Source organism: Kluyvera sp. CRP, assembly GCF_019930565.1.
Lineage (GTDB): Bacteria > Pseudomonadota > Gammaproteobacteria > Enterobacterales > Enterobacteriaceae > Kluyvera > Kluyvera georgiana_A.
Window position 1 is genome coordinate 467,376 of sequence record NZ_CP082841.1, and the last position, 22,192, is coordinate 489,567.

At 48.7% G+C, this 22,192-nt stretch carries 16 protein-coding genes, 1 tRNA gene and 1 pseudogene; 7 read left to right on the forward strand and 11 right to left on the reverse strand.

All coding sequences use genetic code 11. From position 1 onward, the window contains the following. Window positions 1-150 precede the first annotated feature (150 nt). From K7B04_RS02155 to K7B04_RS02165, 3 genes are all read left to right on the forward strand, one after another. Window positions 151-1,734, forward strand: coding sequence for a hypothetical protein (locus tag K7B04_RS02155; protein ID WP_210180474.1), 1,584 nt, complete (start codon window positions 151-153; stop codon window positions 1,732-1,734). Between the two features lie 68 nt (window positions 1,735-1,802). Beyond that, a complete protein-coding gene (locus K7B04_RS02160; RefSeq protein WP_210180473.1) occupies window positions 1,803-2,114 on the forward strand; it encodes a hypothetical protein in 312 nt (103 codons plus the stop codon). A gap of 405 nt (window positions 2,115-2,519) precedes the next feature. After that, a complete protein-coding gene (locus tag K7B04_RS02165) occupies window positions 2,520-3,884 on the forward strand; it encodes an FRG domain-containing protein (protein WP_223803413.1) in 1,365 nt (454 codons plus the stop codon). 202 nt (window positions 3,885-4,086) lie between these two features. Here K7B04_RS02165 and K7B04_RS02170 read toward each other — a convergent pair whose 3' ends face one another. The 10 genes and pseudogenes from K7B04_RS02170 to K7B04_RS02215 form a co-directional block, all read right to left on the reverse strand. After that, window positions 4,087-4,860: a hypothetical protein gene (locus K7B04_RS02170; RefSeq protein WP_223803414.1), complete on the reverse strand. Its 774-nt coding sequence runs from the start codon at window positions 4,858-4,860 to the stop codon at window positions 4,087-4,089. Window positions 4,861-5,251: 391 nt separating this feature from the next. Beyond that, window positions 5,252-6,166 (reverse strand): restriction endonuclease, encoded by a 915-nt coding sequence (locus K7B04_RS02175; protein WP_223803415.1) that lies wholly within the window; start codon window positions 6,164-6,166, stop codon window positions 5,252-5,254. Between the two features lie 157 nt (window positions 6,167-6,323). Further along, window positions 6,324-6,482, reverse strand: a pseudogene (locus K7B04_RS02180) (M48 family metallopeptidase); the annotation flags it as partial. A 144-nt stretch (window positions 6,483-6,626) separates the two neighbouring features. Next, window positions 6,627-9,542 carry a type I restriction endonuclease subunit R gene (locus K7B04_RS02185; RefSeq protein WP_223803416.1) on the reverse strand — a complete coding sequence of 972 codons (2,916 nt, stop codon included), beginning with the start codon at window positions 9,540-9,542 and terminating at the stop codon, window positions 6,627-6,629. Between the two features lie 58 nt (window positions 9,543-9,600). After that, complete coding sequence (locus tag K7B04_RS02190) at window positions 9,601-10,806, reverse strand: restriction endonuclease subunit S (protein ID WP_223804109.1); 1,206 nt, start codon at window positions 10,804-10,806, stop codon at window positions 9,601-9,603. Then, complete coding sequence (locus K7B04_RS02195) at window positions 10,806-12,413, reverse strand: type I restriction-modification system subunit M (RefSeq protein WP_223803417.1); 1,608 nt, start codon at window positions 12,411-12,413, stop codon at window positions 10,806-10,808. Before K7B04_RS02195 ends, K7B04_RS02190 begins: the two co-directional genes overlap by 1 nt. A 19-nt stretch (window positions 12,414-12,432) precedes the next feature. Then, a complete protein-coding gene (locus K7B04_RS02200; RefSeq protein ID WP_223803418.1) occupies window positions 12,433-13,008 on the reverse strand; it encodes a restriction endonuclease subunit S in 576 nt (191 codons plus the stop codon). A gap of 43 nt (window positions 13,009-13,051) precedes the next feature. Then, a complete protein-coding gene (locus K7B04_RS02205) occupies window positions 13,052-14,062 on the reverse strand; it encodes a DUF4917 family protein (RefSeq protein WP_063411620.1) in 1,011 nt (336 codons plus the stop codon). Window positions 14,063-14,308: 246 nt separating this feature from the next. Then, a complete protein-coding gene (locus K7B04_RS02210; RefSeq protein ID WP_223803419.1) occupies window positions 14,309-15,568 on the reverse strand; it encodes an integrase arm-type DNA-binding domain-containing protein in 1,260 nt (419 codons plus the stop codon). A gap of 199 nt (window positions 15,569-15,767) precedes the next feature. Next, window positions 15,768-15,852, reverse strand: a tRNA-Leu gene (locus tag K7B04_RS02215). Window positions 15,853-16,127: 275 nt separating this feature from the next. Between K7B04_RS02215 and K7B04_RS02220 the strand changes: the two genes are divergently transcribed. The 3 genes from K7B04_RS02220 (at window position 16,128) to K7B04_RS02230 (ending at window position 18,816) form a co-directional block, all read left to right on the forward strand. Then, the gene (locus K7B04_RS02220) at window positions 16,128-17,141 is read left to right on the forward strand and encodes an HNH endonuclease (protein ID WP_163445778.1); all 1,014 of its coding nucleotides are present in this window, start codon (window positions 16,128-16,130) and stop codon (window positions 17,139-17,141) included. Further along, window positions 17,141-17,722, forward strand: coding sequence for a class I SAM-dependent methyltransferase (locus K7B04_RS02225; RefSeq protein ID WP_163445779.1), 582 nt, complete (start codon window positions 17,141-17,143; stop codon window positions 17,720-17,722). The genes K7B04_RS02220 and K7B04_RS02225 overlap by 1 nt, the downstream gene beginning before the upstream one ends. A 74-nt stretch (window positions 17,723-17,796) precedes the next feature. After that, a complete protein-coding gene (locus K7B04_RS02230; protein ID WP_223803420.1) occupies window positions 17,797-18,816 on the forward strand; it encodes an NAD(P)-dependent alcohol dehydrogenase in 1,020 nt (339 codons plus the stop codon). A 45-nt stretch (window positions 18,817-18,861) separates the two neighbouring features. Here the strand turns inward: K7B04_RS02230 and K7B04_RS02235 are convergent, their stop codons facing one another. Continuing rightward, window positions 18,862-20,499 carry a dihydroxyacetone kinase subunit DhaK gene (locus K7B04_RS02235; RefSeq protein ID WP_223803421.1) on the reverse strand — a complete coding sequence of 546 codons (1,638 nt, stop codon included), beginning with the start codon at window positions 20,497-20,499 and terminating at the stop codon, window positions 18,862-18,864. A 134-nt stretch (window positions 20,500-20,633) separates the two neighbouring features. Here K7B04_RS02235 and K7B04_RS02240 point away from each other — a divergent pair, with 134 nt between their 5' ends. Beyond that, on the forward strand, window positions 20,634-22,133 hold the full coding sequence (locus tag K7B04_RS02240) for a helicase HerA-like C-terminal domain-containing protein (protein WP_163445782.1): 1,500 nt from the start codon (window positions 20,634-20,636) through the stop codon (window positions 22,131-22,133). Window positions 22,134-22,192: the final 59 nt, after the last annotated feature.

The following is a 22,192-nucleotide window of genomic DNA, read 5'->3' on the forward strand; positions in this document are numbered from 1 at the left end:
AAAACATCAATCGCGACAAATTAATGACTTAATAATGAAATATAATGCATAAGTAATTGATATTTAATAAAATAATCGAGTGTCCTTTTTAAAATAGAGCCGAGCATGTTATGTTTGTAATTATTAATAGCGCAGTGTGACAAAGATACTATGACACTCATCTCTCTTTTAAAGCGCGAAGGTCCCTGCCTGAGTTCAACGCTGGCGGATCTGCTGATTCAAAGCAAAAACATCTCTGCTGAAAATGCGAGGAAGGTTATCTCACGGGCTGTTTTAGCCGATGAGATAAACAGCATTAAAAATGTATTCCCAAAGAGGGAACAGTTTGTATATCTCAGGGACTCCTATGGTAGCGATGAGTTCTGGCAGGTACTGACCGATAAGCTGATAGAGAGTGGTTCAGCATTGGGGCTTGCACTGAGCGCCCTTCTGGCCAGAGGCGGAATCATTCCTAAGCGTGATTTTGGTGCTGCAAGTGGTTCACCTGTAGCCATGAAGAAAAAAATTCCGTTCACAGTAGTCTGGCAAAGGCTGGTGAAAATCGGTTTATGCACTGAAATTATCCTGCCTGAAATTGGAGAATGCATCGCTCTCAGAGAAAAAGATGAAAGGCGGTACGATTCCGTATCGAGACAGATACACGCGCGTCTGGTGACAGAGAGCATTTTCATCGCGACGATGGTTCAGTGGAGTCAGAACCTCAATCTGATCAGCTATAACCTGGCAAGGACGAGGCAGGATGAAGAAGGGAAGCCACCTGCTATTTCAAATTATCTGTTCGATTTTACAGGTCCCAGCTATTTGTCTCCTCTTGTTACACAGGGAAGCGATGTAAACAAGCCAGGTTTTTTTGCCTGTGACGTTCTGCTGGGGACCAAAGTCACTCTGGCCCAGGTACAGCCCTTTATAGCTAAATGTAAATCGCTAAGGAGTATAAGAAACGTAGGTAAAAGTCTTTTTATGCTGGCCGCCAGTCAGTTCGACAAAGATGCGTTTCATGCTCTGAAGAAGGAGGGCGTTATCCCCGCTACGCCAGAAAATCTGTTCGGTGAAGAGTTTGCAAAGTCACTGCGCGAGCTGAACGATTTTCTATTCTATTACTTCACAAATTCCAGCTCTAACCTGGAAAAAATTGATTCTATTATGGTTGCGCTAACGAATGTTAAAGGTGCCGCGGCGCAGCTGCAGGGGGCACTCTTCGAATATCTTGTTGCTGAAGTGATGAAACATGAAGGTGCCGTTGAGATAGGAAAAGTTTTCCGTTCTGCTGACGGTAAAAAAGCAGAAAGTGATGTGTTCATCGCTAAGGGATATCAGGAGGTAAGGTTTATTGAATGCAAAGGCTACAAACCCTATTCCTTTGTCAAGCATGAAGACGTTAAACACTGGATAGGAGATCAGGTACCTGTATTTTTCGATGCCGCCAAAAAAGAGAAGCCAGAAGCCGACATTCATGTCGAATTCTGGACCACGGGGAAACTGGGCGCAGACAGCAAGTTATCGCTTGAAAAATTTCGTGATAATAACGCAGTCAGGAAACGCTATAAAATACACGTGCTGGAAGCTCATGATGTAAAAAAAAGATTCCATGCGACCAGAAATAAAAGCCTGATTAACGTTTATGAAAAACATTTCGCAGAACCTTTCTATAAAGAAAAAAATTTGGATGACCTCAGGGAAAGTTACCGTCTGGCAGGAGGGCCGCAATCATACTTCGAAGATGAAGAAAAATGAGATGTTATTATTAAGTAGGTCTTTCTAAATTTATTAAATAATACGCATATTTCTAAAAGGAGATTTCTATGGGGTTTGTGCTCAACTGCTCAGGACGGGATAACACTCTTATTACCCTCAGTAAAGGTTTTGGTTGCACGGTTCCTGAACTAGAAATGGTACTACTTGATATTGTTCTTGAAAAAGTCATTACAGCGGCCCCGCATATTCCGAAAACAGCTAATCAGCTTCTTTTTGAATACACCATCAACAATCTTACCGAGCCTGACGAAGTGATTTCAGCATTCTGGTTTCATAGCACCCGTACCGTTGCTGATAACCATTTCCCGTACGGCATTCTTCCACTTAACAATCATTCGCAGCTGTTATCAGAATGCTAGCAGATGCGGCGCCCAGTAGCCAGGTTCAGAGGCGGCCCTCGCTTATGCTTATACAACAGTGCGTCATCAGCCTCCGGATAGCTGTTCAAACTGGGGTATCGACCGGGAGGGGATTGCTGTTCCCCCTGAGGACATCATACGGATTGAAAAAATCATCTGATACAGATATTTTAATATTATAATGAAATTACTTTAATCCTGTTTCGCAGTTGTTCTGCATTCATTTTGGTCTTAACAGCAGGCAGACATTACTGTAACTTCTGGTTAAATGCATTGTGCTGATATTAGGCTTACGGTCAATTACCAGTAGGGATTTCCTGTTTATTTAAAGCTCTTACAGGAATAAAGTTATCTCACCATATGCTCAATGATGAACATGAAGGGAAGCCCGTGATAAATCTGATAATGAAAGTGAGTGATGAAGACTGGAACGTTCCCGTGGGCCAACTTGCCCACAGCTCAATGCCCCTGAGTCGTTATCTGGAATACACGAATGACAGGCTCTCGATCATTTACAGAGAAGTGAATAAAACGGTCCTCGATAAACTTAAGCTCATACCTTGCCTGCTGATGACTGAGTTCGTGAATGAACAGAATCTGGATGGACGGTCACGCCTAGTATCCAATATCCGGGTGGGTATGCTTGAGAGTGTAGCAGTCAACGGGAAAAATTTAGATTATGCAGTCCGCATCGATTATGCCTACCAGAAAGTGGCTGTCGATAACTTCAAAGTGCTGGGTGATCGGTTCTTCTTTCATCTATTTGAAACGTCGAGGACCCACTGGGCCATCAAGGAAGTCAGCCTTCCTGAAGTCATGAATGCTTTTGGGTTAAGACTTCCGAGCCCCCCGCTTGCCAATGTTCCGCCACCGCCACCGCCAGGATTGTATGAACGCGAGCAGAGCGTGACGTCGGTAGAGGCGTTCCTGCAGAAAATAAATGAATTTAAGGCTCAGGAAGGGCAGGAAGTCTTTTATCGCGGACACAGCGACTATAAGTACAAGCTGGAGCCTTCCCTCTTCCGTGAAGAGGAGGCCGTGCCTCTCTACAGGCATAAAGAAAAGAACATGATTAACGAGATCCTGACGGCCCATCCGGCTGAATTTTATCAGGACCATTTCATGATAGATAAGCTGGTCCGCATGCAACACTATGGTCTGCCTACCCGCCTGCTGGACGTCACAGCCAATCCGCTGGTCGCCCTATATTTCTGCTGCGCAGACATGCTCGATAAAAACGCGGAGGAAGAGAAAACAGGGGATGTGAAAATTTTTACCGTCCAGGCGGACGACATCAAGTTTTATAACTCTGACACCGTAAGTTGCATAACTAACTTGTCCCTGCTTAGTATGGAAGATAAAAATAAGATCATTCCGGAAACTGACATTCCCATTGATCATCGAAACAAAAAATCTACGGAAATGAAGAGGCTAATTCATTTCATCCGCTCCGAAAAACCGTACTTCGAAGACGCAATACTTCCAGGCGACTTGAGCCGTATCCTTTTTGTGCGCGGGAGAATTGCCAACCAGAGGATTTCATCTCAGTCCGGTGCATTTCTGCTTTTCGGGCATGAGGCTGTCCTGCCGGATACCGGCCACAGCGGTCTAAAGGTAGACCGAATCTATATCAGCAACAAGAAAGCGATCCTGCAGGAGCTTAGCAGGCTTAATATCAAACCCAGTACCATCTACCCCGGTATTGAAGAGACGGCGAGAGAAATTGCCCGCCGAACGAAGGGTGAAGAGATCCTTAACCGGCTGAAATGAAAAAAACCGCTTGCGCGGCTACTGGGCTTACTTGAGGTAGTCGCACATCTGCAGGCAATCAGGATGTCACCCACTCGATATTATTCGCCGGGGCTTGTTACTGCGGTAACGATTATCATGCCGATTAGGTCAGTTTTGTACCGTTAGTACAACAACCATTAAATTAACGTAAAACGCTTGTGTGCTCGTATATATCGAGTTATCAAACATCCGCTTTACTGATACTGAATGCATATAGTTCCACAAGCTTATCCTCAGTACACCATGAGATATCCTCCTTGCTAAGGATGTCATTAACGACATCCCTCTTGAAGGGTATCTCTAGCAGGAATGAAGCTGGTCTCTCAGGATTTGGAGCAATAAGTTCACCGTTACTTACCCAATGTGCCTCCAGCCGAACATTTAGGTTTTGCCACTCAACACCCCGGCGAGCCCTGTCTTTCTTAAGTGCATAAAAAAATGCAGACTTACCATTAGGTGTTGGATGATTGTCCATCAGCATTAAAAGAAGAGGAATGCCCCATTCAGGGAGATAGCTATAGCGCCAGATCCCAAAGCTGTCAGCTATCCTGACCAATCGAATAAACGACTTTTGGCCAAGCTTTCCCTTTCCTCCCCGTAAGTAGCGGCAGACAATCCAAGCCTTACATAGACTGGAGAAGTCCATAAACTGAGCTCGACGTGTTCTGGCTAACTCTGTTGTTGCAACTCTGTCATTCCCGGCTAACCCGCTGAAACGGCGTGTTTCAGCACTTAGTGGGCAAAGCTCTCCATTATCTGGAGGCGCTGAATGCGAGAATCTGGGGCGATAATTAGGATTAGGGGTAACCAGTCCACTATCATGCACCGGCTTTTCACAGGCGAGACAGCGCAATGGCGGGTAGTTCTTTCGCGAGATCCCCTTCACTATCTGTGAAAAATCTTCGATGGTGGTTTCAACCCAATCATTCCTCTCCAGAACTTCTGCTTTATCCATAATTTTCTATTTCCAATAATGCTGCTCCAGTACTGCTCGTGCTCTCAGCATTACAGGTTATAAAAGATGCAGCAAGCCATTTTCGTCATAAGTAGAAATATCCATACTTAACCCTCTATCTCTTTGTTAATTATTAATTTTCCTGACTGCTGCATGATCTCATCGGCGAGTGTTGCCACCCGCCGTATTACCGAAAACATGGACATATTGGAATGTAATTATTCCGGCCTATTGAGCAAGCGATTAAAAATAAAGTCTGGGCATAGTGGAATTTAACTCGTGGTATGAATAAAAGTCTTTTATTCACTCCCACAAGCCTTAGAGCCTGAAATAAAACAAAGCTCCCTTCGTCAACAAATAACCGAGGTTCTCATTCGGTTCTGATCAATCATTACTCAAAGTAATCCATGTCCAGTTTGGGCACTTTAACCAAACGAGAGGAAACGCCAACCTCGTTTTCAATCATCAAATGAACTAAACGTTCGCCATCAACCAGCACCATTCCCTCAACGGAATGGGCAAAATCTCGTGCCTGAGAGGTGAAGCCGGAGGTGGTAATAAATACCCCACGTTTGGCCTTTTGTCCGGCCAGCGCACCATAAAACGCCTGAAGTTCAGGGCGACCAACTGTGTTCTGCCAGCGCTTAGCCTGCACGTAAACTTTTTCCAGCCCCAATTTATCAAGCGAAATAATGCCGTCGATGCCACCATCTCCAGTACCGCCTACGCGCTGAAGATCATCCCGATGTCCGCCATATCCCAGACGATGAAGTACATCCAGTACGATAACCTCAAAGCGCGCCGGAGATACCTGCAACAAGTTTTCCAGTAACTCATCAGCAATAGCATCCCGCAGCTCTTTTAACGCTTGATCAAGACGATCGTCAGGGCTGCTTTTTGCCAGCTCTTCCTGGTTCGGTGCCGCTGGTCTTGGATCAAGATCGACAGCATCTGGCTGCTGTTTTAACTTCACATTCATGAAATCAAAGGCCAGGTGGTTCACTTCCTCTTCGGCGAGTGGCTGGGGATGGGCCTGTACCCATTTAACCCCGTCGGGCGTTAAGCACCATTTTCCTCTGGATAAACTTTGCGATAATCCAGCTCGCTTCAGACGGTCATGTGCCCAGCCTGCCCGGTTTTTATAAACCAACTGACCACTGGCTATCACTTCTGCTCGCTGATTATCATCAAGATTAAGTGCATCTGCCGCAGCTTCATGCGCATCGCGAGCAGGTACGCCCTCAGGTTTACCTGCCAGAAAACGGAGTACTGGCTCTATAAATTTATCGTAGGTAGGAACAGCCATATAAACATTCCTGATAAGGTTTTTATTAGACGGTTGAGTCAAACCAATCAGCTGGAGTCTGGTAAGTTACTTAGTAACTGAGTGTACTTCCAACTGGTGAGGAGATGAACATATACCTCATTGATTTTACTGACCAAGATAAAATTTCATCTCAACATCATAAATCAAAAAATAACACCCCTGCCATCTCATCCAACCGCATTTTTGCTACTCCCCACTCCGGCATAGCTTGTCCCATCAGCCGGTAAAAACGCTCGCTATGGTTATGCTCGGCAATATGACACAGCTCATGCAGGATCACGTTATCAATACGCTTACGCAGTGATTAATTGTCCGATTTCCATCAAGTTAACATGACCCTCATTGATCCGAGATCAATGACGAACATAGCCATGAACACAATGATTTTTTATATAGAAAACGTGAACTAAAGGGCCATAGGTGAGTTGGCCCTTGCATATTAAAATCCGCGCATCCCATTGATGAACGTTTCAATCACATCGCGCACACGGTCATAGACCCGAGCTCGCACGCTTTTGCGTTCCAGAATCTTTGGCGTCCAGGTCAGCGTTTCCGCTACCTCATCCTCTCGCGGCATCACGTCGGTAAAGAGGTAGTTTTCCAGTAAGCCGTTCAGCTTAATGGAATCGAGTCGCTCTTCGCTGCATAGAATAGCCAGTGCCTTACCTTTTTCCTGTTCGACATAGGCTTCAAACACCTGAGTGATATCTTCGTCATGCAAGGCATGCAGCAGACTTTTTTCGATAAAGTTATCGATAAGCTCACGTTTGCTACGCAGCGTGACGTCACTGTCGACAATATCCATGATCTTTTTCTTCTGCTCCTGCTGCTCTTTTGGCGGCATCGCCTGGATGCCCGCCAGCAGACGCAGGATGTAGCCAACGTTAATTTCGTCGCGATGAATCAGCGAAACTTCAAAATCTACGTCTTCAAGAATCGAGACTTTCTCTTTGCTGGAGTGCTTTTTCACCTTGTCGTGAATATCGAGGTATTTACTGGTGAAATCGGCCAGCGTCTGGTCCGACAGCGGTTTAGCCGCATCGTCAAAATCGGCAAAGCTTTCGAGGATGTTTTTCAAACGCATCACATCACGGAACGCCGTTACAAACGCCAATTGTGCTTCTTCATCCGGTAAATCGTCCACGCTTTCCACCGTTGGCGTCAGCGTTAACAAGCGATCGACAGCGTCCTGATAATCCCCGAAATACTCGTCAAAGGGTTTGACCAGCACCGTAGAAGAGGCATCTTTGTTCGAGAAAAGGGCGATAGCATCGTCGGTCGCTTTCTTCAGATTACGGAAGCAGACGATATTCCCGTGACTTTTCTTCTCGTTGAGAATGCGGTTGGTGCGGGAAAACGCCTGCACCAGGCCGTGAAAACGCAGGTTTTTATCAACATATAGCGTGTTCAACGCCGGGCTGTCGAAACCGGTGAGGAACATATTCACCACCAGAAGAATATCGATGCCTTTCTCTTTGGTGCGCTGGGCAATATTTTTGTAGTAATTGTAGAAGCTCTTTGAATCATTGACCGAGTAGCTGGTGCCATACAGCTCGTTATAATCCTTGATAAAACTATCCAGATGATCGCGACTCGAGGTATCAACTTTCGCGCCTTGCGGCAGGCTAATATCCTCTTCATCCAGCAGACCGTTTACCGCCTCTTTATCACTTTTGTCCGCTTCATTGGCGGCATAAGTGAAGATGGTGGCAATTTTTAATGGCTTGTAGTTGGCATCCGCCGCCTGCAGTGCGGCCTGCTTTTCTTTAAAGAGTTTGTAGTAGGTGATCAGCATATCGACTGACCCGACGCAGAACATCGCGGTGAACTCGCGATTGCGGGTCTTGGCGTTATGGTGGGCAAGGATGTAGTCGGTCACTTTGCCCAACCGGATGTCGCTTTCCATCACCTCTTTGGTGTCGATATCCTCCACATCGATATCGATCTCATTGCTGCTTTCTTTGCGCTTGTAAGTACCGACATATTCCACGGCAAAGCGCAGAACGTTTTCATCCCGGATGGCGTCGACAATCACGTATTTATGCAAGCATTTATCGAACAACCGTTCGGTGGTCTGTTTGACACCATTGGTGATATTGACGTTATCGGCAAAGATTGGCGTCCCGGTAAAACCAAACAGCTGCGCATTCTCGAAGAAATTCACAATCGCTTTATGCGTATCACCGAACTGGCTGCGATGGCATTCATCGAAGATAAAGACGATGCGTTCTTTACGCAGATGTGCGAGCTGCGCTTTATACCCTTCGTGGGTGATGGCGTTATTCAGCTTCTGAATGGTAGTCAGCGTAAGCTTGGTGCTGCTTTGCTTGAGATGTTTTATCAGCGTACTGGTGTTGTTGGTGGTATCCACGCTGTCTTTCGCAAAACCGTTAAACTCTTTTGCCGTCTGATAATCCAGATCCCGGCGATCGACCACAAAAATGACGCGATTCACTTCCGGCATCTCCATGATCACCTGGCTGGCTTTAAACGAGGTTAGCGTTTTACCTGAGCCGGTGGTGTGCCAGATATAGCCGTTCTCCGGCCGTCCCTGCTTGTGCAGATTCTCTTTCACATGGCGGATCATCGCCTCACAGGCATAAAACTGATAGGGGCGCATCACCATCAGGCATTTACGGGTTTCATTCAGCACCGTGTAGTGGGTGATCATTTTGGCGATGTGACAAACCTTCAGAAAAGCGTCTGTGAATTTCTCCAGCGCTTTGAGCGGATTATTCTTTTCATCGGTCCAGAAGAAGGTCTGCTCGAAATGGTTGGCACGGTTGTTGGCGTAGTATTTGGTATCCACGCCATTGCTGATAATAAAGATCTGGACATACTGGAACAGACCGCTGCCGACCCAGAACGCATCCCGATGGTAGCGATCGATCTGGTTGAAGGCCTCTTTCAATCCTAGGCCGCGACGCTTAAGTTCGATTTGCACCAGCGGCAGGCCGTTGATCAGTAGCGTGACGTCGAAGCGGGTTTTACGCGTATTTTGCTCAGCATTGAACTGCTTCACCTGACTCGTCACCTGAAATTCATTCTGACACCACTCCTCTTTATTGATAAAGCTGAGCCATTTCTCAGTGCCATCATCACGCAATAGCTGGTAGCGATCGCGCAGGATCTTAGCGCGATCGATGACCTCATTGCCTTTTGTCAGGTGTAAGAAAACACGGTTAAATTCGCCGTCAGTTAGCGGAGAGGCTTCCAGTCGGTTATGGATTTCAATCTGCTTACGCAGGTTGGCTTTCATACTGGATTCATCGGTGACATTCACCCGTTCGTAGTGCATGCCAACCAGTTGTTCCACCAGCTGCGTTTCTAACTCGTATTCGCTTTGCGTTGCCATCAGTGTGTAGCGCCTTTAGTTAATGTACTAGCCCGGTGCAGGTCGGACCGAATGAATATTATATAAACATTTGCTGGAGCAGGCCCTGCTTCCAGATTTTTAACTTGTCCAGTTCTGCTTTCTTTAGGCCGATCTTATCGTCAAGGGCAGATAGGAAATTGGCGATTTTGATTTGTTCTTCCTCAGTAGGTTGGGGGATCGGAAGACCGAAAAAATCTGCGCCTGAAATATTCATACGGTCATGTCTGGCACCACTATTAGCTACGCTTTTCATGTAATCGTGCCATACTGAACTTTCAAAAAAATATTTGTAAAAGTTTAGCGAGCCTCTTTTAAAACGAAATACCGTGTATAAAGGAGACATCACACCCTGAATTAATTCATTCATTTTTACAGGGCCAACTGGAGCTGTTGCAGATATTCTTGGGTTGTAGACAAAATCCCCCACACTCACAACATAATATCCTGCTAAATTACTTTCGGTAACAATTTCCCTTTCAAAATAACTATCCTGACTAATAATTCCCTGAGTAGCCGAATTAGTTAGCACTACATTGACAGAGTTGTCTCTATTCTTTATATTAACTTTTGAGGCTATCTCTTTTAATTCTATATACTCCCACTCCGAAAACTCATTTTCTCTTTCATCCTTAAATCGCAATCCCTGACTAAAAATCTTCTGCGTTATGCCTTTTTTGTACTGACACAGCAGGCCAAACTGCTTGTTCAGCAACGTGATTTTTTCGTCAACCGATGATAGAAAATCGGCAATTTTGCTTTGTTCTGTAACATCAGGAATAGTTACAACCAACTCATCAAAGTTTTTTTGGCCTAGGGTTTTGTTTCGACCAGCACCACCAGGGGATGCAAGTTCTAATAAGTATTTACCTTTTTTCGTCAGGAAGTACCTTCTGATATAGTCAGTATTACATTTGTAATCTTTAGGTAAGTACATTGGGAATCGGTGAGATGCAATACATCCCTCATCTTCCGACGAAGTAATTGCTACCGCTTGTTCCCAAGCAAAAACAATGTTAAAAATAATAGCATCTTTCTTTATCCAAAAAACGCGTTTATTCCCTAATTCAAAACCGGACAACTCCTCTTTATGGAATAAACCCCTCCCATGTGAGCGAATCCCTATTTCTCGATACTTTTCTATTTTAGATACAGATACAGGGGAAACGAAGCGAGCTAAAATATCCTCAATTTTATGCTTTTCTAGGGGGGCTGAGAATGATTTAAACCTTAGCTTTGGCACCATCACTTATTCCCCTCCACTAACGTAAACGGCGTATCAATCCCCAGTTCCTGACAGAATCCAGTAATGGTCTTATCAATCTCAGCCACTTTCCCTTCCAGCTCACGAATTTCCTGCGCCACGGCGTTGAGATCAATCTCTTCTTCCACCTCAAAAGTATCAACATAGCGCGGAATATTGAGGTTGTAATCGTTCCTACGTATCTCTTCCAGCGTAGCGATATGGCTGTACTTCTCGACAGCTTTCCAGTCGTTATAGGTATCGGCGATTTTGTCGATATGCTCCGGCAGCAGGCGGTTCTGTGTTTTCACCTTCTCAAAGTCATTGCTGGCGTCGATAAACAGAATAGTGTCGTTGTGCTTTCGGCACTTGCGCAATACCAGCACGCAGGTCGGAATACTGGTGCCGTAGAAGATATTGGCTGGCAGGCCAATCACCGCATCAATACAGTTCAGCTTCTCAATCATAAATTGACGAATATGACCTTCCGCTGCACCACGGAACAAGACCCCATGAGGCAGAACTACCGCCATCGTGCCGTCATCTTCCAGGTGATAGAACATATGCTGCACAAACGCCATGTCTGCTTTGCTCGAGGGTGCCAGTTTGCCGTATTGGGCAAAGCGGTCATCGTTCATAAACAGCGGGCTGGCGCTCCACTTGGCGGAGAACGGTGGGTTCGCGACAATGGCGTCAAATTTCAGATGCATATGCTGCGGTTGTTCCAGCGTATCTTCCTGAATGATCTCAAAATCCGCATAGTGAACCCCGTGTAGGATCATGTTCATACGCGCCAAGTTATAGGTAGTACGGTTCATCTCCTGACCGTAAATCTTACCAACTGATGAGGCTTCACGTTTCACACGCAGCAGCAATGAACCCGAGCCACAGGTCGGGTCATACACATTTTTGAGCTTCAGCTTGTGGGTAGTGACGATTTTAGCCAGCAGGGTGGAAACCGGCTGCGGGGTATAGAACTCACCGGCTTTCTTACCAGCGCCTGAGGCGAACTGACCGATCAGGTACTCGTAGGCATCACCCAGAATGTCGGAACTTGTTTCGCTGAGGTTAAAGCTCAGTTTGTCGAGTTCAGTGACGACTTTGCCGATCAGCTCATTTTTAGCCTTAGCAGTGTTGCCGAGCTTGCTGGAACCTAAATCGAGATCTTCAAAGAGGTTGCTGAAGTCATCCGCGGAGTCGGTGCCCAACGTGCTTTGTTCAATGCTGCGTAGTGTAGTGGCGAGGTCTTCCAGAATAAAGCCGGTGCCTGCACCTTTGGGATCTTTAGCAACTCGTTCTGCCATAGTGTGGAACAGATCGGTTGGCGGCAAAAAGTAGCCTAAGGACGGGATACTATCCTCTTTTACTGCGTCAACAATGTCCTGATACGCCGGATGTTCAGGAGTCAGCTCGTTGTATTGAATGCCATCTTCCGCCAAAATTTTATTAGCGTAAGCAACGAATTTTTCAGAAAGATATTTGTAGAAAATAAAGCCTAAGCAGTAGTCGCGGAATTCATCGGCATTCATCTTACCGCGCAGGGTATCGGCGATATTCCACAGGCGGCCTTGCAGTTCACTTAAATTTTGCGCTTCAATCTGAGGAGACATAAAAAACCTTACTCGTTGATTATTTTGATAAATTTTCTAGTTTGGCAAAATAATATTGTTGCTTTAATTTCATCAAGTTGTACTCGTAGTAATCTTTCATCCTGAGATGAAGATACAGCTCACCTATCGCTTGTTGCTTTTTTAGTCCAGGTAAATCGAGTTCAAATTGACGAACCATTTGCAGAGTTAACTTAGGTACAGTTGACCCCTGTAGAACAAATGATTTTTGTTGGGCTATAGCTTTGCTCTCATTGAAATGCCAAATCCAAAACAATGGAGAGACTCTGCTAACATCCAACTCGACCTTAACAAAGTTATTGCCCAATATTCGCCCTGCGTGCTCCTGCTTAACAAGAACAGCTTTAGCGTTCGCTAAGTTAATAATGACATCGTTTTCTCTTGTCACTTTGAGTAACGACATACTCTTAACTACCTGTTCTTTATCAGAAACTATCACTTCAGGTTGCCAGTCATCGATCTGATGCAACTGTGCTGTATAAAAGCGATACGCTTTACCTGATTCTTCTGACTCTATGCGTGACAGGTTTACTCCGGGGATAAAATTTGCAATGTCGCTATAGACGATTTTTCCCATTTTTATCCTCGTACAATAGGGGGCTACGCCCCCTTTCGCTTAGTTAATGGCACCAGCAGTTGGCGCTTTCACTGTCGAAAAACTCGACAAGCAAACCGTCACCAAACACCGCTTTTAACATACCTTCAATTGCATCACAGCCAGAGGAGTCAGTGCCATACACTGAAATCGCAATCCTTGATGGCTGACTTTTTTTCAGGGCATCGAGTATGTGGGTATCATTTTCCCCCATACTCCATCCATAGATCACGATACTTTCCTTTTTCTCTGGCAGTACTTCACGATAAACAGTGTCAAGATAACGACTACGAGCAATCGCACTTAGTTTTTGCTTACTTGTCCCCTCAGAAACAAAAACTGGTGTAACTGCTGCAGAATCCCATTGCCGAGATATTTGCTGAAGATAATTTCCGTCACCACGAGGATTAGTGTGTAATTTGGACTCTTGACCACTGAAGTCTTGGGCCAAAATCAAAGAACCATGTGGGTAGAAGACTAAGCTAGTCGTCTTGTAACCTCTTTCACGATCCTTCCAATGTAAGTCTCTAAATTCACTCCAATCTAGCTGTTCATTAAACAAACGATTTATGAAGCAATCCTTTAATTTTCCGGTAGTTGTATCTTCAAGCAAAGATGCCCAGTACACAATGAGATCGTAATTCAGGGATAAAATCGTCTTGAATTTGCCTATAAAAGAGCGAATTTTAGCTAGCACACCCGATATCTCATGATGTTCAGGATGATTTTGGCTCACACATTGAATCAACAGATTTCTAAGTAATTTATACCCCTCAGTCGTTGCATTTTCAGGCACACCGAGTTGTTGATTTACTTGGGTTGCAATCCACAGACGATGCAGAATCAACTCAAAATCTTGCGTATCAAATAGTTCGAACAAGGCTGTCAGCTGCCCATCTGAACTGAGCTCGGTCAACTTCTGACATAAGCTACGATAGGCAAAATCGCTATTAACAGCGATACTTGCACCATTCCCCAAAAGTAAAGTATCATCGTAGTTGGCCTCAATCTCGGCCCATTGTTTAATTGTTACCATGTTTCAACCCTCGCTTTCATATTTAAGATTTGTGGGTATTCCGGCAAGAACTCACCCACTCATGTTCAAATTGGTAATTTTTAAAAATTACCTCGCTTGAAGCTGAGGCCATTAGACAACAACGCTGTGTTGTCGTCAATCCTTTTCTGTGTAATTTTGAAGAATTACAGAAAAACTGTTCATCTCAAGCGCTAAATAACGCTTTAAAGTTTCTTATTTTCAAGGAGTTATAATCCTTAAAAGGGCTTATCTTGCTGCTTGCTTTGCAAAATCAAACGGACTAACTCCCTTCTCTCTATTCGCATCCAGATAATCCGCCCACCACTGCAGCATCAACCTACGCTCCCCCAAATGCTCGGCCTTATGAATATAAGCCGCACGCACAGAGTTACGCTCCTGATGACTCATTTGTCGCTCTACCGCATCCCTCGACCACAACCCCGATTCAACTAAGGTACTGCAAGCCATGGCTCTAAAACCGTGCCCACATACTTCAACTTTCGTATCGTAGCCCATCACTCGAAGTGCTTTATTCACTGTGTTCTCACTCATCGGCTTGCGCGAGTCGTGATCACCAACGAAGATTAGTTCACGGTTTCCACTCAATCTTTTGATCTTTTCCAGAATAGCGAGTGCTTGATGAGATAAAGGAACAAGATGAGGAGTCCTCATCTTTGATCCTCGGTGTGAATGCTTAACACCTTCAAGTGGTTCACGTTCCCCTGGAATCGTCCACATCGCAGTTTCAAAATCAACCTCCGACCAACGAGCAAATCGTAGTTCACTAGACCGAATAAAGACCAACAACGTCAACTCCACAGCTAAACGTGTTAGTGGTCTGCCTGTGTAAGAATCAATTCGATGAAGTAGTTCTGGAATACGATCAAAATCCAGCGAAGCACGATGCTGTCGTTTAGCGGTGGCAATCGCTCCAGCGAGCTCTTGCGCGGGGTTGTAGTCGATTAAACCGCTTTGCACAGCAAATCGCATAATTGATGTTGTTCGTTGTTGCAGACGCGCCGCCACCTCAAGACGTCCAGACATCTCTACGGCTTTAAGTGGCTTTAGTAAGTCTTGAGTTTTTAAATCTGCGATATTTCGCTTACCAATCGCATCGAACAAATTATCTTCCAGACTTTTAAGAACCCGAGCACTGTGTGACTTAGACCACTTTCGATTGCTGGCGTGCCAGTCTCTGGCAACAGACTCGAACGTAACAACCTCTTTTGCCTTTTCTTCTTTTACTGCACGCTTATGCTCACGGGGATCAACACCGGCAGCAACAAGCTTCCTGGTCTCCTCCCTCTTTTGACGAGCATCAGCCAAGGACGTTTCAGGGTAAACACCAAAAGCCATCAGGTGTTGTTTGCCCCCAAAGCGGAAACGAAAGCGCCAGTATTTGGAGCCGTTAGGGTGTACCAGTAAAAACATGCCGTCGCCATCTACTAGCGAGTATTCCTTTGCTTCGGGTTTTGCCGCACGTACCTTGGTATCAGTCAGGGCCATGATGGTATTCCTTCCATATGTTGCCGTGAGTATATAAGCATTATCGAACCAGCATATATACTCGGTTCTATACTCACAAGCATGTTGATGTAGGGTAACTCAGATTGACGTCGGTTGACTGAAAAGCGGGGCGAAGCCTTGCGGATACTGGATTTCAGGCACAAAAAAAGACGTCCGTTGACGTCTATTGATGTTCCGATGGTGCCGAAGGCCGGACTCGAACCGGCACGTATTTCTACGGTTGATTTTGAATCAACTGCGTCTACCGATTTCGCCACTCCGGCACGGAAAGGTATGCGGAAAACGTTGTGGATTATACCTGTCACGCGCCACCATGCAAGCGTCAGACACCCACTCCGCCACTAAGTGTCTAAAAAAACATCGACTCCCCTACAAAACCCTTAACCACCGCTAACTCAGCCGCCAGCCAGTGCTTTTTCCTGGAATCCGCCTCGCAAAAAAATGCAACGTGACCAGGTCGGTTTACATTTCCCTTTATTTGATATGAGATCGCGTAACTAAATCCTGTAATAACAGTCACCGCTTTCAGGACACCGTCATGCGCTTCTATCAGGTTGAACCGACGCTCGAAAACTACTGGCGCGGGATTATTCTTTTTGGCAAAAACGTCGCGTCCTATAAGTTCGCGCTGGCGCATGCGCTGTACGATCTCAAACCTAAAGGTAGAGATCTGATCTTACTGGACGATCTGGCTGTGCCGTTCAGCGAACATCTCTGTCGCCATCTGCAACATGCACCGAAGCAGATAACCTCACGCAGCAGCCAGTTTATTACCGCCTGTTCCCAGTTCAATGCGGGGGAGATCACCCGCGATGCGTTAACCGCCATTACGGTGCGTCAGGGGTTCAACAATGTGATTGATGCTTTCCACAACGTGAATCAGGGCGAGATTGAGAAACGTTTTTTTATTGATGAGCGCAAGACCCATAAGGGCATCCGACTGACGGAGAATTTTTATCGTCTGGGTGAGCGCCTGCAGTATCAAAACCTCAGCTTTGAAACCAACGCGCGCTGGAGCCTGGTCGAGCAGGCGTGGGCGATGAATATCGCCAGCCAACTTATCAACGTGGAGTACGACGATAACGATCAGATACTGTTTAGCCGCAGTAGCGATCGCCGCGTGGCCATCTCGAGCTGTCGTGATAGCCTCAACGGCTACCAGAAGGGGCGCTGCTTCTACTGTTATGCGCCGATCAGCCTGAAGCCGGACGATGAACAGTTTGCTGACGTTGACCACTTTATCCCGTGGAAGGCGCGTGAGCAGGTGCGTAACGTGAATGGCGTCTGGAATCTGGTGCTGGCATGTAAGGAGTGCAACCGGGGCGAGAAAGGCAAGTTCGCTCGCCTGCCGTCCCGCAAGCTGCTCCAGCGCTTGCACGATAGAAACGAATACTTTATCAATAGCCACCTGCCGCTACGCGAAACATTGATCAGGCAAACCGGAACGGCGACGGCGCAGCGCGAAAAATTCCTCGCTACCAGTTGGAACGATGCGCTACAAGTTCTTTTCCACCAATGGGAACCTGCCGCGCAGGGAACGGATACTTTCTGATGACGCTTGAATACTATCAGTACCACGCCGACGATTTTTTTAGCTCGACGGTTAACGTCGATATGAGCTCGCTCCATACGCCTTTTCTGGAGCATATTCCGCAAGGCGGCTGGATTCTGGATGCCGGATGCGGTTCGGGGCGCGATAGCAAAGCATTTTCACAGCAGGGCTATCAGGTTGAGGCTTTTGACGCGACAACGGAAATGGCAAAGCTTGCCAGTCAGCATACCGGTCTGCCGGTTAAGCAAATGACCTTTAGCGACGTCAATACCGTTAATCGTTACGACGGCATCTGGTGCTGTGCCTCGCTGCTGCACGTCAGCGCCACCGAACTCCCGGATGCCATGGCAAAACTGGCGCAGGCGCTTAAGCCCGGCGGCATCTGGTACGTCTCCTTTAAATATGGCGACGGCGAACGAATCAAAGATGGCCGCCACTTTACCGATCTCAATGAGCAAGGGCTGAATACTCTGCTGGCAGGGCTTGCGGGTATTACACTTGTCGCTCACTGGACAACGGAAGATAAGCGGCCCAGCCGCAGCGAGATGTGGTTAAACGCACTGTTACAGAAGCGTGCTTAATCCCCCCTTCCGCCAAGCGCCCTGCCCCCACATGCTCTACACTCTCAGTTCAACACCACACTGAGAGATACACGATGTCCATCATAAAAAGCTACGCCGCGAAAAATGCCGGGGCAGAACTGGAAGTCTGGGAATACGATGCCGGGGAGCTGTTGCCGGAAGACGTTGAAGTGAAGGTGGATTACTGCGGGATCTGCCACTCGGACCTGTCGATGATCGACAACGAATGGGGGTTCTCTCAATATCCGCTGGTCGCAGGCCACGAGGTGATTGGTCACGTGGTGGCGCTGGGCAGCGCGGCACAGAATAAAGGGCTGAAAATTGGTCAGCGCGTGGGCATTGGCTGGACGGCGCGTAGCTGCGGCCATTGCGATGCCTGTATCGATGGCAACCAGATCAACTGTACCGAAGGATCGGTGCCGACCATCCTCAATCACGGTGGCTTTGCCGATAAGCTGCGCGCCGACTGGCAATGGGTTATTCCGCTGCCGGATAACATTGATATCGAAACCGCAGGCCCGATGCTGTGCGGCGGGATCACCGTCTTTAAACCACTGCTGATGCATCACGTTACCGCCACCAGCCGCGTGGGGGTGATTGGGATTGGGGGTCTGGGGCATATCGCCATTAAGCTGTTGCGGGCGATGGGTGCCGAGGTGACGGCGTTCAGTTCCAATCCGTCGAAAGAGCAGGAAGTACGGGCGATGGGCGCGGACCACGTGGTCAACAGCCGTTCGCCGGAGGCGCTCAAAGAGCTGGCGGGTCAGTTTGATCTGATCATCAACACCGTCAACGTGGATCTGAACTGGCAGCCGTACTTTGAAGCGCTGGCCTCTGGCGGCAACTTCCATACCGTCGGCGCGGTGCTGACGCCGCTGCCGGTCCCGGCGTTTACTCTGATTGGCGGCGACCGTAGCATCTCCGGTTCGGCAACGGGTAACCCGTTCGAACTGCGCAAGCTGATGAAGTTTGCCGGTCGCAGCAAAGTGGCGCCAATCACTGAGCTGTTCCCGATGTCGAAAATCAACGATGCCATCCAGCACGTGCGTGACGGTAAAGCCCGTTACCGTGTGGTGTTGAAGGCTGATTCCTGATGTCACTCCGGCGGCGTTCTGCCGCCGGATCTTCTCTCTGCGTCATTAACCTTTAGCAAACGCCGCGAAGACTTCCGCTACGGCAACGGCTCCGGGATCCGGCACGCCGTTCAGGTTGTCGCTGTTCACATAAGATGCGCGTCCTGCTTTCGCTTTCTGCATGGTCGCCGTGCTATCAGCGCCCTGCTGCGCCGCCGCAATCGCCTCTGCCAGCCCCTTGTCACGCAGCGCTTCCAACGCCGGCTGCAAGGCATCAATTAATGTACGATCGCCGGGTGCGGCACCACCGTAGAACTTCATCTGCTTTAACCCTGCCAGTAGCGCATCCGGTTGCGTCTCCCCCTGTGCTAACGCCTGCCCTGCTGCGGTAAAGAATAGCGACATCAGCACGCCGCTGGAGCCTCCCATCACCGTGGCAAGACGCTCGCCAATCAGCTGCAAAAGTTGCGCCGGGTTGTTCAACGGCAGCGCATTTTGTTTAAGCTGCGTGGCGATATCCTGCGCGCCCAGCGCAAAGGTCGAGCCGGTATCGCCATCGCCCACTTTAGCATCCAGCGCGTTCAATCGCGCTTCGAGCCCCAGCAGCGTCTGCGTCGCTTGCGCCACCAGCGCATGCACCTGTGGGTTCTCCGATGGCTGAACCTCCAACGCGTCGTGCACTTTGGCATGCGTCAGTGTTTTGAGCGGCGCAAAAGCCACCGCCTTCACCCAGCCAGAGGTTTCAACATCAGCCAGCAGCGCTTCTTCGATGACCTGATTAAGAACAATCAGCGACAGCGAGAAACCTTTCATATCCAGCGAGCTAACCAGCGTCGCCGGGCCAATCAGATAGGCTATCTGCTCGCGCAGCACGGAATGCGCCAGCTCTTTGGTGAGCAGCGCCATCTCCAGCTCCGACACGCCGCCCAGGTTGTTGATCAGCACTGCCACACGGTTGTCTCCCGCAGAGGCTTTCAGGGTCTCAACCAGCGTGCCTATCAGCTGTTTACTGTTATGGCTGCTGACCGTCGAGGCACCCGGCTCGCCGTGAATGCCCAGCCCCAGCTCCACCTGTCCGGGCTTAATGCGATCTTCGGTCTCTCCACCGGGCAGATTGCAGGTTTCCATCGCCAGCCCCAGGCTGAACACGCCCCGGCTGGCCTGCTGGGCTATCTCGTGCACTTCGCTAAGCGATTTACCCTGCTCCGCCGCGTAGCCCGCCACTTTATGCACCAGCGCCGTGCCCGCAATACCGCGCGGCTGTTTGTTATCCGGGAGCGCAACGTCGTCGGCGACAATCACCATCTCCACCTTCAGGCCGTAGCGTTTGGCCTTTTCGGCGGCAAGCCCGAAGTTGAGGCGGTCGCCGGTGTAATTTTTGACAATCAGCAGGCAACCTCGGTCGCCCGTGACCGCTACGATGGCGTTCAGTACCGCATCCACGCTTGGGGAGGCGAAGAGATCGCCGCATACCGCAGCGGTGAGCATGCCTCTGCCGACAAAGCCCGCGTGCGCCGGTTCGTGGCCGGAGCCACCGCCGGAGATAATCGCCACCCGGCTTTTATCCCAGTCACCGCGAGCCACAATACGAATAGCCGGATCGATATCCAGTCGAACCAGGTTGCCGTGAGGCGCAGATAACACTACGCCTTCCAGCGCATCGTCGACCAGCTGTTTGCGATCGTTAAAGAAGAATCTGGACATAACCTTCCAAAAAAAAGAAAACCGTATGCAAAGCATAGTCCGCACTGGATAACGCGCCGCAAAACAGACAATTTACTGCCGCGAGTTATCGTTGTTTTGCCTATACTCGACGCAGAATAAATGGAGGATTACCCATGAGCGCACCTTTGCTGATCGCACGCACCCAGGACAAGCAGCTTGAATTGCTGCCTAATATGGCCAACCGCCACGGGTTGATTACCGGCGCCACCGGTACCGGGAAAACCGTCACCCTGCAAAAAATGGCCGAGTCGTTCTCGGAGATTGGCGTGCCGGTCTTTATGGCGGACGTGAAAGGCGATCTGACCGGTGTGGCAAAAGAAGGCCTGGCCTCTGAAAAGCTAATGGCGCGCCTGAACAATATCGGTGTCACCGACTGGGAGCCGCACGCGAATCCGGTAGTCGTGTGGGATATCTTTGGCGAGAAGGGCCACCCGGTGCGGGCAACAGTGTCTGACCTCGGCCCACTGTTGCTGGCACGCCTGCTCAACCTCAACGAAGTGCAGTCCGGGGTGTTAAACATCATCTTTCGCATTGCCGACGATCAGGGGCTGTTGCTGCTGGATTTCAAAGACCTGCGCGCGATAACCCAGTACATCGGCGATAACGCGAAATCTTTCCAGAACCAATACGGCAATATCAGCAGCGCCTCCGTGGGGGCTATCCAGCGCGGGCTGCTGACGCTGGAGCAACAAGGCGCCGAACACTTCTTCGGCGAGCCAATGCTGGATATCAAAGACTGGATGCGTACCGACAGCAATGGCAAAGGCATCATCAATATCCTCAGCGCGGAAAAGCTCTACCAGATGCCGAAGCTGTACGCCGCCAGCCTGCTGTGGATGCTCTCCGAGTTGTACGAGCAGTTGCCGGAGGCCGGCGACCTCGAGAAGCCGAAGCTGGTCTTCTTCTTCGATGAAGCGCACCTGCTGTTTAGCGATGCGCCGCAGGTGCTGCTGGATAAAATCGAGCAGGTGATCCGCCTGATTCGTTCTAAGGGCGTGGGCGTCTACTTTGTCTCGCAGAACCCATCGGATATTCCCGATGCGGTGCTGGGCCAGCTTGGTAACCGCGTGCAGCACGCGCTACGCGCCTTTACACCGAAAGATCAGAAAGCGGTGAAGACGGCGGCGCAGACCATGCGCGCTAATCCGGCATTTAACACAGAGCAGGCGATTCAGGAGTTAGGGACCGGGGAGGCGCTTATCTCGTTCCTTGATACCAAAGGCAGCCCATCTGTCGTTGAGCGAGCGATGGTGATTGCGCCATGTTCACGCATGGGGCCAGTCACCGACGACGAGCGCAATGGTCTTATTAATAACTCGCCGCTGTATGGCAAGTATGAGGATGAGATAGACCGTGAGTCGGCGTTCGAGATGCTGCAAAAAGGGGTGCAGAACAGCGCAGGTCAGGCGGATGCTCCGCCGGCCAAAGGTCAGCAGGGCGTTGATGACGGCATACTTGGCGGGCTGAAAGATATTATCTTCGGCACCACCGGTCCGCGCGGCGGCAAACACGATGGTCTGGTGCAGACGGCGGCAAAAAGCGCCGTGCGTCAGGTGACGAACCAGATTGTGCGTGGGATGTTGGGTAGCCTGCTGGGTGGACGGCGGCGTTAGTTTCGTACCGTTTGTTTGCCGGATGGCGGCGTAAACGCCTTATCCGGCCTACATGATCC

Coding starts and splice junctions, on each gene's coding strand:
- K7B04_RS02155 (WP_210180474.1), top strand. CDS start 151: ATGACACTCATCTCTCTTTTAAAGCGCGAAGGTCCCTGCCTGAGTTCA.
- K7B04_RS02160 (WP_210180473.1), top strand. CDS start 1,803: ATGGGGTTTGTGCTCAACTGCTCAGGACGGGATAACACTCTTATTACC.
- K7B04_RS02165 (WP_223803413.1), top strand. CDS start 2,520: ATGAAAGTGAGTGATGAAGACTGGAACGTTCCCGTGGGCCAACTTGCC.
- K7B04_RS02170 (WP_223803414.1), bottom strand. CDS start 4,860: ATGGATAAAGCAGAAGTTCTGGAGAGGAATGATTGGGTTGAAACCACC.
- K7B04_RS02175 (WP_223803415.1), bottom strand. CDS start 6,166: ATGGCTGTTCCTACCTACGATAAATTTATAGAGCCAGTACTCCGTTTT.
- K7B04_RS02185 (WP_223803416.1), bottom strand. CDS start 9,542: ATGGCAACGCAAAGCGAATACGAGTTAGAAACGCAGCTGGTGGAACAA.
- K7B04_RS02190 (WP_223804109.1), bottom strand. CDS start 10,806: ATGGTGCCAAAGCTAAGGTTTAAATCATTCTCAGCCCCCCTAGAAAAG.
- K7B04_RS02195 (WP_223803417.1), bottom strand. CDS start 12,413: ATGTCTCCTCAGATTGAAGCGCAAAATTTAAGTGAACTGCAAGGCCGC.
- K7B04_RS02200 (WP_223803418.1), bottom strand. CDS start 13,008: ATGGGAAAAATCGTCTATAGCGACATTGCAAATTTTATCCCCGGAGTA.
- K7B04_RS02205 (WP_063411620.1), bottom strand. CDS start 14,062: ATGGTAACAATTAAACAATGGGCCGAGATTGAGGCCAACTACGATGAT.
- K7B04_RS02210 (WP_223803419.1), bottom strand. CDS start 15,568: ATGGCCCTGACTGATACCAAGGTACGTGCGGCAAAACCCGAAGCAAAG.
- K7B04_RS02220 (WP_163445778.1), top strand. CDS start 16,128: ATGCGCTTCTATCAGGTTGAACCGACGCTCGAAAACTACTGGCGCGGG.
- K7B04_RS02225 (WP_163445779.1), top strand. CDS start 17,141: ATGACGCTTGAATACTATCAGTACCACGCCGACGATTTTTTTAGCTCG.
- K7B04_RS02230 (WP_223803420.1), top strand. CDS start 17,797: ATGTCCATCATAAAAAGCTACGCCGCGAAAAATGCCGGGGCAGAACTG.
- K7B04_RS02235 (WP_223803421.1), bottom strand. CDS start 20,499: ATGTCCAGATTCTTCTTTAACGATCGCAAACAGCTGGTCGACGATGCG.
- K7B04_RS02240 (WP_163445782.1), top strand. CDS start 20,634: ATGAGCGCACCTTTGCTGATCGCACGCACCCAGGACAAGCAGCTTGAA.